A 12,070-nucleotide genomic window follows, 5' to 3' on the forward strand; every position below is an offset into this window, starting at 1 on the left:
AATGGGATATTTAACAACTCATACTTATAGAAAACCAAAATATGGTTGGTCAGAAACTGACAAAGATCAAACATTTATCCTTTTGCGCTTAGAAGAACTTCCCATTAGAAGACAAAAAGCTATAACAATTAAACAGAAAGTAGAAATGGAAAAAGCTATAAGAGTTGGACAGCAAATAGAAATAGGAATGTCTGTTGAAAATTTAAAAAATGAATTAGCAAATCCAATTTATATAGAAGATTCAAGTTTTGTATTTTTAGGAAAAAATAAAATTATTGGGAGGTTTGAAGTCAAAAATAATAAAGTCAAATCAATAACTTATGGACGTTTTCATTTGAATGACTCAATTTTTGATTTAGATAGCATTGCTTTGAGAAGTGTAATAGAGGAAAAGTTAGAGGGGGTAAAGTAATTGTTACTATTTTTTGAAATGGATAACAAAAACAAAAAACCACTCAGAAAAAATCAATTCTTGATTCTCTAAGTGGTTTTATATTTAAAACTTTACCGTTGCTCGTGTCCCTTCGCCGTTGTTGGTGTCCCCACCAACGACATATTTACCTAATTAAGCAAAAGCAGGAATACCTGTAATTTCTCTTCCTAGGATAAGCAAATGAATATCGTGTGTTCCTTCATAAGTCAAGACAGACTCAAGGTTTGCCATGTGGCGCATCACTGGGTATTCTCCTGTGATTCCCATTCCACCCAAAATCTGACGAGCTTCTCTAGCAATATTGATAGCAATCTCTACATTGTTGCGTTTTGCCATCGAAATTTGTGCTGTTGTTGCTTTGCCTTCGTTCATTAGTGAACCTAATCTCCAACTAAGAAGCTGTGCTTTAGTGATTTCGGTAAGCATTTCAGCTAGTTTTTTCTGAATTAATTGGAAAGAAGCAATTGGCTTATCAAACTGAATACGCTCTCCAGCATAACGACGAGCTGTATCATAACAATCCATTGCAGCACCCAAAGCACCCCAAGAAATACCATAACGAGCAGAGTCCAAACACATCATTGGTGCGCCCAAACCATCTTTATTTGGTAAAATATTTTCTTTAGGGATTTTTACATTATCAAAAACAAGTTCGCCTGTTACACTTGCACGAAGCGACCATTTGTCTTTAATGACTGGCGCAGAAAAACCTTCCATTCCTTTTTCTACAATTACTCCCTTTATGCGTCCTTCTTCATTTTTTGCCCAAACAACAGCAACATCAGCTTCAGGAGAATTTGTAATCCACATTTTAGCTCCATTCAAAAGATAATGGTCGCCCATATCTTTGATATTTGTAAGCATTCCAGAAGGATTCGAACCGTGATTTGGTTCTGTCAGACCAAAACAGCCTAGCCATTCGCCAGTTGCTAATTTTGGTAAATATTTTTTGCGTTGCTCTTCATTTCCAAACTTATAAATCGGATACATAACAAGCGAAGACTGCACAGAAGCCATCGAACGCATACCCGAATCGCCACGCTCTACTTCTTGCATAATCAAACCATAGGAAATATAATCCATTCCTCCTCCTCCATATTCTTCTGGAATAGAAGGACCAAAACAGCCCATTTCGCCAAATTTAGGAACTAACCAATTAGGGAAAATATGCTTATCTGCACACTCTTCAATAATTGGGGAAATATCTTGTTTGATAAATTCACGAACCGAATCACGAATCAATTTTTGCTCTTCTGTAAGGAGTGAATCTAAAGCATAAAAATCAGGAGAAACAAACTGGTCGTTTACATTTTTTGGTGTGATGCTAGACTTTTCAGACGGTTTGTATTGTCCGTTTGTTCCGTTGTTATGGGTTTTATTATTTTCAAGTGTTGTGTTCATTTTTTTTATTTTATAATTTTTGAATTGATTTCTTGTTTTCATTACAAAGTTGTTTGAAAAATAACACAGCCTTTGTTGGTGTTTTAGCGAAGCGACACCAATAAACACATCATCTATTCTTAAACAACTTTTACGACAGCTTGGAAGCTTACATTTTTGCAAAAATACATATTTCTTTATGAAAATTATGTTTTGTAAAGATAATATTTTGTTGAATAAAAGAGTTTAATTAATTGAAATTCAGTTTGTTATATTTAATTAATCGTCTTTTATTCTCTATTACTGACAATTTCTCCCAAAATAGCTAGTAGTTCTATTAATTCAGGTATTTTTTCGCCTTGTGCTGCGTGTTCGAAAGACTGCATTAAATTATGAATCATTCTTCGAAGAATAGCTAAGTTATCGCAAGGAGCATAAAAAACTTCATTTTGAGGTAATTTTAGCTGTTTTAGATAATTATCAATGTCTTGTTTCGAAAAAATAACACCTCTATTAAAAACATTTATATAAAAATCTAACTCTTCACTCTTATAAATCAAGACGAATAAATTAGGAAGATTTACTCCAAAAATAGGAAGTTTTAGTTTTTGAGCTATCAACATATAAACAGTTGCTAAACTAAGAGGATTTCCTTTTTTTGATTCTAAAACTTGATTTATCATCGAATTATTAACCGAATGAAAGTTATTAACATTAGCTTTGAAAGACAATTTTTCGAAAAAAATACTATTTAATCTTCTTACTTGGTCAATCGGATGTTCTACATTCTGAAAAGCAACCCACGTTTCGAAATATAATTGTTCTATTTTTACTTGTAGCTCCTCAAAACTTAAATCTGGATATTGATAAGTCGCCAAAATCCATAATCCTTTCAATAAATCATCTTGCTCTTGTTGATACCATTTTCGTAATTTTTCCTTTAAAATACCAAATTGTAAAGTATGTAAAATATTTTCTATTCGCCCTTGCAATTTCGAATTAAAACTACTCGTCCAAGAATCCTCCAAAAGTGGAATAATAGATTGACCGATAGATAAAATCTTATTTTCTACGTGTTCTAAAATCTGTATATCGTCATCTTCTAAAAGAGAAATTAAGGCCTTTAATTCTTTTTCATCTAAGTTGTTTCCTATATTTTTGTTGTTTTCTTGCATAGAGTGTCATTTTCTTCGTTATATTTCAAGAGATGCCATAAATTAAATAACCTACCAAATTTTATTTTGTTATCGTTTTATGGTTATTGGTGTCGCTATCGCTAAAACACCAACAACGGCATAAATAGGTCAGTCCTAAAGGACAGCGTATAGTAACTAAAAACATCGGAAAGATTGACTACAAACGGCTTGCTCTGCGAGACTGACCTACCTAAAAATAAGAATAATGGCTATTCTTAAATAACTTCTATATGAATATTCATTTTACTGGTTTGAAATTTTATAGCATCATTCAATTATTTATTTTTTTGATATTGGTTTTTGGTGCAAAAAAAGCAGTTGCTCAAATTGAAATTAGCGTTTCTTATCAAAATTCCTTTGAAAAAAAATTGCCTAACATAACCATTCCAAAAACCTTAAAATCATTCACAGAACTAAATCAAGTAAGCGTTTCTTTACTTCAAAATCTTCATAATGAAGGGTACTGGAAGGCAAAGTTACTGCCTTTTGTGATTGATAGCCTTACTACGTCAAATAATAAATCAAATACTAAAAAAATAGAGTTTATAATTGACTTAGGAAAAAGAGCTTTTTGGAAAGAATTAAATACTAATTCGATTTCTAGTTCTATAAAAAAGAATGTCATTTCAGATTTTGAGAAGAAGGATTTCTTGAAAAAACTCTCAAAAAATAATACTGATGTTGCTGTAATAAGTCAAGATATAAAAAAATTGCAACAAGCCATTCTTACTTATGCTGAAAATAATGGTTATCCGATGGCAAGAACAAGTTTGGATAGCGCACAAATTGAGGAAACTCAAAAACGTCTTTATCTTTCTGCAAATCTTACCTATCAAAGTGGCTCTTTTATTCAGTTTGATTCATTAATTATTGATGGAGATGCAAAAATAAAGAAAGATTTTCTGATGAATTATATTCATATTCAAAAGGGAAAAACCTATCAAGAAAATTCTGTCAAAAATGCAATTCGGTTGCTCAAAACAATGCCTTATTTGAAACTAAATGGCAAACCAAAGGTAGAGTTTAAATATGATAGAGCTTATTTGAGGCTTCCGTTGAAACGAGTAAAAAGCAGTCAGTTTGATGGGGTAATTGGATTTTTACCTAAAAATCAATCATCAGCAGGTTCTCAAAATTCAAGTGGTTCTAATTTACTTCTGACAGGACAAGTAAAACTAAACCTCACAAATCCGTTTGGAGCAGGAAAAACAATTGCTTTTGAGTGGCAAAGAATCCGTCCAGAATCTCAAACTTTATACGCAAATTACCAACACCCAAACTTTCTAAAAACAAACCTTGAAGTAGGTGGAACATTCAATTTTGTCAAAGAAGATTCTACATTTAGCATCGTCGAAAGGCGTGGAAATATAGCTTATCCGAGTGCAAAATTAGGCAAAATAGGCTTTTTTACTTCTCTCTTAACAACTACAAGAACAGGAATTATCAAAAATGCAGATACAGCAAATGTTCCGACAGCAGACAGTCGTTTTTGGCATTATGGAATTTCGCATTCTTATACTACTTTAGATGATGTTTATTTTCCACGAAAAGGTTTTCAAATTACTACCGAAATATCGACAGGAAATAAAACTTTTACTGATTCACTTAGCAGAAGCAGAATATCAGACACGCAAAACCCAAATGCAGAAGATGACTTTAAAAGTCCACAGTTGAAGTTTATGACAGAAATGAATCTCTTTTTCAAAATAACTAAATTATCTTCTCTTCGGCTCAAAACGCAGGTTCAGTTTATAGAAAGTAAAAATCTATTCTTGAATGAGCTTTTGAGAGTTGGAGGTTTACAGAACCTTCGTGGCTTTGACCCAAATAGTTTTTTTGTTTCTAGGTATGGTCTTTTGGGGGCAGAGTGGCGTTTTTATTTCGAAGAGCGTTCTTATTTGATGGCTTTTGCTGAACAAGCTGTTGTTCGGGCGCATAGTCGTCGTAACGAAGTTTATCTTGACTTGCCTACTTCAGCAGGAGCAGGAATTAGTTTTGCAACAAAAACGGGTGTTTTCTATTTTATTTATGCAATGGGAAATTCGAAGACACAGGCTATTTCAGTTATTAACTCGAAAATCCATTTTGGTTTGATTAGCCAGTTTTAGAAAATCAAATAAAAAAAAACAGATAATCAATCAAATTGACTACCTGCTTTTTTTGGACGATATTAGTTATTCAAAAGTACGAAAAAGTTCTTTAAACTGATAATGTAAATTATATGGCTTTCTAGTCTTTATCGTCAATACAAAGAAACTACTTCACTTTATTTTCCTCATTATAAATCACGTGTGTTACTGTTTGTCCGACAGCTTTTAGCGTTTCTTTTCCAATTACATCCATATTATCATCGTGAGTATGCCAGTAAGCACCAAAATAACCTTTCCCTGCTGTTGAATATTCTATAATATCAATCATCGGAATTTGAGCCAATTGATTGACATAAACGTGGTCATCTGTAATGGCAGGAGCTTCTTGAAAAGGAAAAAAACCTCCATAACCAATTCGGTGTGCCATATTCCAAACATTTTGTACAACAGAAGGCGCAGTTTGCATAGAATAACCTTCTTGAGCAAATTTTGCATTTTTTGCACCTGCCATATCTAACAAAATTCCATAATAAGCTGTATAATTTTGAGGCATTTTGTTCCTCCCCCAATATTGTGAACCCAAACAATATGAATCTTGTGTATTATTTCCATAATCTTCCAAGTCAAAGAAAATCAAGTCAATTCCTACTTGTGGTTGTTCTGCTGAAACTGATAATGTACGAGCAATCTCTAACAAAATTCCTACTCCACTTCCTCCATCATTTGCCCCCAAAATAGGCTCATCTGTGCGTTCGTCGTCTTGGTCTGCAAACGGACGAGTATCCCAATGGGCAGCTAATAAAATACGTTTTTTTATTTCTGGATTGAATGAAGCCATAATATTACGACCAGAAAGGGTTTTGCCATCAAAAGAAGTAGCTGTAAAGTTCTGAATTTGAACACTTATTTTATCAAAGCTTTTGAGTTTATTGATTATATAATCTCCTGCTTTTTGGTGAGCTTCACTATTTGGAAAACGTGCTCCAAAAGCTACTTGTTCTTCTATGAAATGATAAGCAGAATCTTGATTGAAGGCAGGAACAGGCAAAAGTGGTTTTTCTTGAACTGTATTTGTATTCGTTATAGGCTTTTCAGTAGTGGAAGTTCCATTACAAGAAACAAAACTCAAACTTCCAACTCCAATTCCGATTAGCGTTAGTGAGAGAAATATAAAATAACGGAGTAACTGAAAATAGTTGGGAGAAGACATAAAACTATATTTTTGATAGAATAAAAGACAAAACAAAGATTAAAGATAGCCATTTTTGATAAATTTCTTTCAGAAAAGAGCATAAAAAAAGCCATACAACAAAATTGTATGGCTTTCATAGCTTAATAGTGATCCCGCTGGGGTTCGAACCCAGGACCCCAACATTAAAAGTGTTGTGCTCTACCAGCTGAGCTACGGAATCAAAATAAATATCAACTTAATTACTAAATCTTTACGTGCTCACGGAGCGATTCGAACGCTCACACACATAGTGCACCACCCCCTCAAGATGGCGTGTCTACCAATTCCACCACGTGAGCAAAAAATAATTTTATTCTCAATAAAAAAATAAAATAACTTTTTACGATAGTGATCCCGCTGGGGTTCGAACCCAGGACCCCAACATTAAAAGTGTTGTGCTCTACCAGCTGAGCTACGGAATCAAATTTGCAAATCTTCTATTGAATTCTAAAATGATAAATTTTACATTAGAAAAATGAAGTTTCTTTAACTATCTAAGTGCAAAACGGCTTGAAATTATAAATAGTTCAAAATATCATAAAACTATTTTTAAACTGATTTATTTCAACCTATATTTGTTCTTAAATTATCTCAAAAACCATTTAAAATTTATACCTAAAGTTCAAAAAAAATGAGAGGCGTTTCCCTCAAATGCGTTGCAAAGGTAATACAATAATTTTATGATGCAAAACAATAACACGAAAAAAATCAAAAGTATTCAATTTTTCTCAAAAGGTATTTTTATTTTTTGTCTTTTAGTAGGATTTATTAGTATTCCTTTTAGAAGTCAAGCTCAAAATGATAAATACCTAAAGCAAGGTGATTCTTTGTTTAATTCTGGAGCTTATGTAGAAGCTCTCCTACTCTATGAACATTTATTGACTAAAGGAAAAGAGTTTAGTCCTCAAATGCTTTTGAGAATGGCTTTTGTAGAGGAAAGTAAAAATAATTATCCTAAGGCACTTTATTATCTCAATCTACATTACAGAATTAGTCCTGACAAACAAGTATTGAGAAAACTAGAAGAACTTGCTCAAATACATCAGTTAGAAGGGTATCAATATACTGACAAGATTTATTTTCTATCACTCTATGATTCGTACCGTTGGCATATTATTTCATTTTTTGGAATTATTATTTTGGGTATGGCAATTTGGCTCATTAGTAGAGTGCGACAGGAAAGAACTATTGTACCTCCTTTAGCTGTTGGTTTTTCTTTTGTTGTTATTTTGCTGTTGCTACATAATTTTGCTACACAACGTACTTTAGGCATCATTCAGAATGATTATACTTCATTTGTGGAAAGTCCATCGGCTGCTTCTCCTGTTTTGAAAGTAGTTAAGAAAGGAAGTCGTTATCAAATCTTAGATAAAAAAGATTCTTGGTATAAAGTAACAATAGATAATCAGACTGGTTATGTACGCCAACACAATACATTGATAGTTCAGTAAAATGAATAAGCAAAACAATGAATTAAAAAAAATCACATCAAATAATCAAAAAATAAATGATAACTATTATCTCTGGAACAAATAGAAAAGACTCTGTAACGTATCAAATGGCACTTTTATATCAAAGAAAATTAAAAGACAAAAATGTTCATGCTGATATAATTGATCTCAAAGAACTTCCTCACGATTTTACATTTTCAGCTCTTTATGAAAACACAGGAAAAAGCGAAGGCTTCAACAGACTTATTTCTCCTTTAAAAGATTCTACCAAACTCATCGTTGTTACTCCAGAGTATAACGGTTCTTTTCCAGGGGTTATTAAGTCATTTTTAGATGGATTAGAGTTTCCAAATGGTGTGAAAAATAAAATGGTTGCTTTAGTTGGACTTTCTTCGGGTTCGCAGGGTGCTGTTTTGGCAACAAGTCATTTGGCTGATATTTTTGGTTACTTGGGAGCAACTATTTTGCCTCTACGTGCTAGAATGCCATTTATAGACAAACATTTCCAAAATGGAGAAGTCGTTAATGATAATGAGTATGCAAAATATAATGATTTGATAGATTTACAGATTACTAATATTCTTGCTTTCTAAAAACAGGATAATGTATAACAGACTTCCTATTTTTTTGATAATATAATTCTCTATACTACTAGACATTTTACCCTTTGACCTCCCCCAGCCCCTCCCAAGGAGGGGAGAAAAGCCTATTCAAAATCCCTCCTTGGGAGGGATTGCTTACAGCGAGGGCTTCGCCATTTAGGGAGGTAAAGTATTTTTATCTAGTAGTATGATAACTTCTTTTTTCGAATAGACTGAGAGGTCTGTTGTATGTTTTAATGCTTATGCAAAAATTACTTTTTACTTTTTTTTACTCTTTGTCTCTACTTTTTATTTGTACTAATTTGTCATTTGGGCAGGTAGTAAAAGTAAAGAAAAACAAAACTATTTCGCATTGGCAGCATCGTTTTACACTTGCTTTGGGAGCAGGAGAAGAGCTTGGTGCTGGTTCTTTGGGCTATGCAGCTATGTATGGCTTTGGAGAGTCGCAGCGTTTTCGTATTGGCTTAGGAGTTAGGTTGAACCTTGCCTTAGGAATTACTGATAGTGTTCCTTACTGTTCTAAAAAGTATGAAGATGAGTTGGGCAATTCATATAAAGATTCTCTTCTAGTAGAAGAGCCGTTTTTAGGAAGTGCTAATTTAGGCTTTTATATGAGCTATGATATTAATGATAGGTGGGAAATTGGAGCAAGTACCGATTTGGTAGGTTTTGGTTTTGGAAATAAAAAAAATGCTTTTCTTATTAATTCCTTAACTAGAGATACGCTTTCTACGGAGGCAGAGGTTCGTTCTTTAGTTCAACTTCCTAAAGTTAGAGGAACACTTAATAATGAGTTTTTTGTAGGTTATAAATTCAATCCTCGTTGGCGTTTGCGTGTAGGAGTTCAATATCTTCTGACAGAATATTTGACACCTGAAAAGTTCTTTAATGATAATGATGAGTATAGAAATAATGCAATTTTAGGTTTTATTGGAATTACATTTACGCCTTTTAATAATGATGCTGTGAATTGTCCAAAATTCAAAAAAGAAAAAATTCATTATTTGAAAGAAGGAGAAATGTAGAAAAACTGGTTCAAGTGATTGGGCTTGAACCAGAATAAAATATTTTTACAAAATCTCTTCTGCTATTTTCTTAGCAACATCAATGTTTTCCTGACGCTCATCACTAATATAAACTTCTATACTAACCATTTTATCTCCTGACAAAATCATAAGTGTATTATCAAAACCCAACGGATTCCAATAGGCAGCATCTCCAACTCCTTCGACGACGACTAATTCATCTCTAAGTTTAGTAAGCATTTTTCGTGTACTTTCTCCAGATATACTTGCAGCTTTTTCTTTTCCACCTAAAGCTTCAATTTGCTCTGGCTTCATACGTTCTAATGCCATTTCTCCTGCTTGTTTGGCTCTTTTTTCTATTTCCTCATCTGTAATATCTGTGTTTTTGGGAACAAAATTTTCAGATTTTCCTTTAAATGGTTCGATAGAAATAGCAACATTATAATCTGTGGACATCTCTTTGATATTCATTTTTTTGTTTCCTCCAGATCTAGCAGCATCTAGCATTTGACTAATTGCTTCATCTTCCTTTTCTTTTGCGTTTGGCTTTTTCCAAGAATAAACACAACGAGCTGCTCGTGGATATTTTCCATCTTCATACTCTACAAACTGCTTTTCTATCGTGGTGTTAATGGCAATATGACTTTTGAGTAATTCTTCTGTAAGCAAATCACAAGGTTGCTTTTCAAACTCTAATACTTTAGAGGAGCTAGAAGACAAGCTAACAACTTCTTCTTCCGTATTAGAAACAGAGTTTTCTGTTGAAGTATCTTGTGTGTTTTCTATTGTACTTTTATTTCCACAACTTGAAAATGAAAAAGTTAGAAGAGTTAAAAACACGATTGAATTGAATGAGAGTAATTGCATAATATTTTTTTTGAGTGAATTTGTAATTTGGCTATAAAAATAACTATCTATTTCTACAAACAAAATTTATATCTTGAAAAGGTCATTTATTAAAAAAATAGCAGTAAGTTGTTGAAGTAACTACTATTTTTTTTAATAAATTATTACCTCCTCACATAAAATTGATACGAATAGGTAATCGTTTTTGATTCTCCTTTAGCTAGTTTCAACTCCCACGTAACATCATTTACAGGATTGATAGCATAATAATTTGGACGTTTTTTTGTTTCCCATTCTGAATCTGTTTTGAGCATTTCGCCAGTAATGGTACGGCTTACTTTCAGATTTATTTCTTTGTTTTTGTAATTCTTGACTTCAATCGTTGCTGTTGCCGTAACCAAATCATAAACAATTTTTTTCTGTTTAATATTGGTTTCTCTTGCAGTTTCTTGCTCATTGTCTTTTACCATAATATCAGGCGCAACTGTTAGACGAAGCATCGTTTTTGAGGTTTTGGCTGTATATTTTAGCATATCTTGACTCAAAACTTGTGGGTCTGATGTTTTACTTACCGTTCCTTCTTTTGTTTTTCTAGGCTGTGTAACCATTGCTGTTCCTGTTGTCCAAGGAAAATCAGTTGTGTTTTTGAGTTCTAATGAGTGGTAAACATCATTTCTTTGTTCACTATCTTTTTTATAGACCACATTATAACCGTTATTTTGAGCTAATTCTACTTCATAGATATGTTTATAATCTACTTCTTCGTTAAAAAGTGAATACAAAGCTCGTCCACCTTTTGGAAGCGAAACACCTTTTTTAGTATAAAAAAATAAATCTTCTTGCGACCCAGTTTCTATATCATCGGTATCTCCTCCACCTCCATACAAATCCAAATCCATTGACTCATAAGCTCCTATGCTTTGCGTAGTTATCATATTTGACATAGAATTTCTTCTTATAGGATTCAAATCTGCATTGCCAAAAGAACCATTAAGCTGATTCAAAAATGACTCTAAACTCTGACTAGAAACAAAAGGAGAAACCAGCCTATCATATTTGAAATTTGGAACACCTACCACCAAACTAAGTGTAGCATCTTTAATGTCTTCAGCATCATTTACTAGTTCAGCACGCAGCACAATTTGTGCTTTTTTATCATCTTTCAAATGAACTAAATAAGAAGGTAACCAACCAATTCCACGTTGCAAATATGCCATTTCTACATTTTCTTGACCTGTTGCTTTATCAATTTCTACTTCAATGATTCGCTGTTTTTCAATAGAGGAATACTCTGTATTTGGTTTTTGAGAAAAAGAAAGTAATTTTATTTCATTTGAAGAAACGACCATAAAGCCTACTTTTGGCTTTGTAGTTTCCAAAAAAATCATTCCTGTTTGCAGATTTGTATCTTGAATTTTGCCACTTATTTCTGAATTATCTTTCAAAGTTATTTCTACATTTTTTCCAATATTTCCATAAAGCATTTCAGAAATATCTATTGACTTTTTACTTTCAGTTTTTTCTTCACTCTCATAGCTTTTTAGACTGCTGATAGGTTTTCCGTTAGTATAAAACCAAAATGTCCCAAAAAGAGCTTGAGGTAAAGATTTGATAATAAACTTTCCTTTCTGTTCTCCCTCTTTTTCGGCTTTTAGTGTCATTGGATTAAAGAAAAAACCTGTTCCATTCTTAAAAACAGCTACTCGTTGTTCTTTGTCATTATTTGTTTGAGAAAATACTGTCATAAACATAGAGGAAATAAAGAAAAGTAAAAAACTTAGAAAAATTGATTTTTGATACATAGTAAATTTGGGTT

General features: G+C 32.8%; 10 protein-coding genes and 3 tRNA genes. 5 read left to right on the plus strand and 8 right to left on the minus strand.

The features are described from left to right. Nucleotide 1: 1 nt before the first annotated feature. Nucleotides 2-412, plus strand: coding sequence for a hypothetical protein (locus WAF17_RS12650; RefSeq protein WP_338759959.1), 411 nt, complete (start codon nt 2-4; stop codon nt 410-412). 153 nt (nt 413-565) lie between these two features. On the opposite strand, the gene WAF17_RS12655 is transcribed toward WAF17_RS12650, so the two are convergent. Together WAF17_RS12655 and WAF17_RS12660 are read right to left on the minus strand one after the other, a co-directional pair. After that, a complete protein-coding gene (locus WAF17_RS12655) occupies nt 566-1,834 on the minus strand; it encodes an acyl-CoA dehydrogenase family protein (protein WP_338759961.1) in 1,269 nt (422 codons plus the stop codon). A 269-nt stretch (nt 1,835-2,103) separates the two neighbouring features. Beyond that, a complete protein-coding gene (locus WAF17_RS12660) occupies nt 2,104-2,988 on the minus strand; it encodes a transglutaminase-like domain-containing protein (protein WP_338759964.1) in 885 nt (294 codons plus the stop codon). 251 nt (nt 2,989-3,239) lie between these two features. Here WAF17_RS12660 and WAF17_RS12665 point away from each other — a divergent pair, with 251 nt between their 5' ends. After that, a complete protein-coding gene (locus WAF17_RS12665) occupies nt 3,240-5,117 on the plus strand; it encodes a hypothetical protein (protein ID WP_338759967.1) in 1,878 nt (625 codons plus the stop codon). Nucleotides 5,118-5,265: 148 nt separating this feature from the next. Here WAF17_RS12665 and WAF17_RS12670 read toward each other — a convergent pair whose 3' ends face one another. The 4 genes from WAF17_RS12670 to WAF17_RS12685 form a co-directional block, all read right to left on the minus strand. Continuing rightward, on the minus strand, nt 5,266-6,309 hold the full coding sequence (locus WAF17_RS12670) for a M28 family peptidase (RefSeq protein ID WP_338759970.1): 1,044 nt from the start codon (nt 6,307-6,309) through the stop codon (nt 5,266-5,268). Nucleotides 6,310-6,438: 129 nt separating this feature from the next. After that, a tRNA-Lys gene (locus tag WAF17_RS12675) sits at nt 6,439-6,511 on the minus strand. A 35-nt stretch (nt 6,512-6,546) separates the two neighbouring features. Further along, nucleotides 6,547-6,629 (minus strand) — tRNA-Leu (locus tag WAF17_RS12680). Nucleotides 6,630-6,679: 50 nt separating this feature from the next. After that, nucleotides 6,680-6,752: transfer RNA gene (locus WAF17_RS12685), tRNA-Lys, on the minus strand. Nucleotides 6,753-7,010: 258 nt separating this feature from the next. Between WAF17_RS12685 and WAF17_RS12690 the strand changes: the two genes are divergently transcribed. From WAF17_RS12690 to WAF17_RS12700, 3 genes are all read left to right on the plus strand, one after another. Then, entirely contained in the window at nt 7,011-7,781 is a 771-nt protein-coding gene (locus WAF17_RS12690; protein WP_338759972.1) for an SH3 domain-containing protein, read from the plus strand. A gap of 56 nt (nt 7,782-7,837) precedes the next feature. Further along, nucleotides 7,838-8,374 carry an NAD(P)H-dependent oxidoreductase gene (locus WAF17_RS12695; protein ID WP_338759974.1) on the plus strand — a complete coding sequence of 179 codons (537 nt, stop codon included), beginning with the start codon at nt 7,838-7,840 and terminating at the stop codon, nt 8,372-8,374. 251 nt (nt 8,375-8,625) lie between these two features. Then, the gene (locus tag WAF17_RS12700) at nt 8,626-9,408 is read left to right on the plus strand and encodes a hypothetical protein (RefSeq protein ID WP_338759976.1); all 783 of its coding nucleotides are present in this window, start codon (nt 8,626-8,628) and stop codon (nt 9,406-9,408) included. Nucleotides 9,409-9,453: 45 nt separating this feature from the next. Here WAF17_RS12700 and WAF17_RS12705 read toward each other — a convergent pair whose 3' ends face one another. After that, the gene (locus tag WAF17_RS12705; RefSeq protein WP_338759978.1) at nt 9,454-10,275 is read right to left on the minus strand and encodes a hypothetical protein; all 822 of its coding nucleotides are present in this window, start codon (nt 10,273-10,275) and stop codon (nt 9,454-9,456) included. A gap of 143 nt (nt 10,276-10,418) precedes the next feature. Beyond that, complete coding sequence (locus WAF17_RS12710; RefSeq protein ID WP_338759980.1) at nt 10,419-12,056, minus strand: hypothetical protein; 1,638 nt, start codon at nt 12,054-12,056, stop codon at nt 10,419-10,421. Between the last annotated feature and the right edge of the window lie 14 nt (nt 12,057-12,070).

It is taken from the genome of Bernardetia sp. ABR2-2B, assembly GCF_037126435.1.
Lineage (GTDB): Bacteria > Bacteroidota > Bacteroidia > Cytophagales > Bernardetiaceae > Bernardetia.

Excerpts from the sequence above, each read along its gene's own strand:
- WAF17_RS12655 (WP_338759961.1), bottom strand. The coding sequence starts at position 1,834 with ATGAACACAACACTTGAAAATAATAAAACCCATAACAACGGAACAAAC.
- WAF17_RS12705 (WP_338759978.1), bottom strand. The coding sequence starts at position 10,275 with ATGCAATTACTCTCATTCAATTCAATCGTGTTTTTAACTCTTCTAACT.
- WAF17_RS12690 (WP_338759972.1), top strand. The coding sequence starts at position 7,011 with ATGATGCAAAACAATAACACGAAAAAAATCAAAAGTATTCAATTTTTC.
- WAF17_RS12670 (WP_338759970.1), bottom strand. The coding sequence starts at position 6,309 with ATGTCTTCTCCCAACTATTTTCAGTTACTCCGTTATTTTATATTTCTC.
- WAF17_RS12650 (WP_338759959.1), top strand. The coding sequence starts at position 2 with ATGGGATATTTAACAACTCATACTTATAGAAAACCAAAATATGGTTGG.
- WAF17_RS12660 (WP_338759964.1), bottom strand. The coding sequence starts at position 2,988 with ATGCAAGAAAACAACAAAAATATAGGAAACAACTTAGATGAAAAAGAA.
- WAF17_RS12665 (WP_338759967.1), top strand. The coding sequence starts at position 3,240 with ATGAATATTCATTTTACTGGTTTGAAATTTTATAGCATCATTCAATTA.
- WAF17_RS12710 (WP_338759980.1), bottom strand. The coding sequence starts at position 12,056 with ATGTATCAAAAATCAATTTTTCTAAGTTTTTTACTTTTCTTTATTTCC.
- WAF17_RS12695 (WP_338759974.1), top strand. The coding sequence starts at position 7,838 with ATGATAACTATTATCTCTGGAACAAATAGAAAAGACTCTGTAACGTAT.
- WAF17_RS12700 (WP_338759976.1), top strand. The coding sequence starts at position 8,626 with ATGCAAAAATTACTTTTTACTTTTTTTTACTCTTTGTCTCTACTTTTT.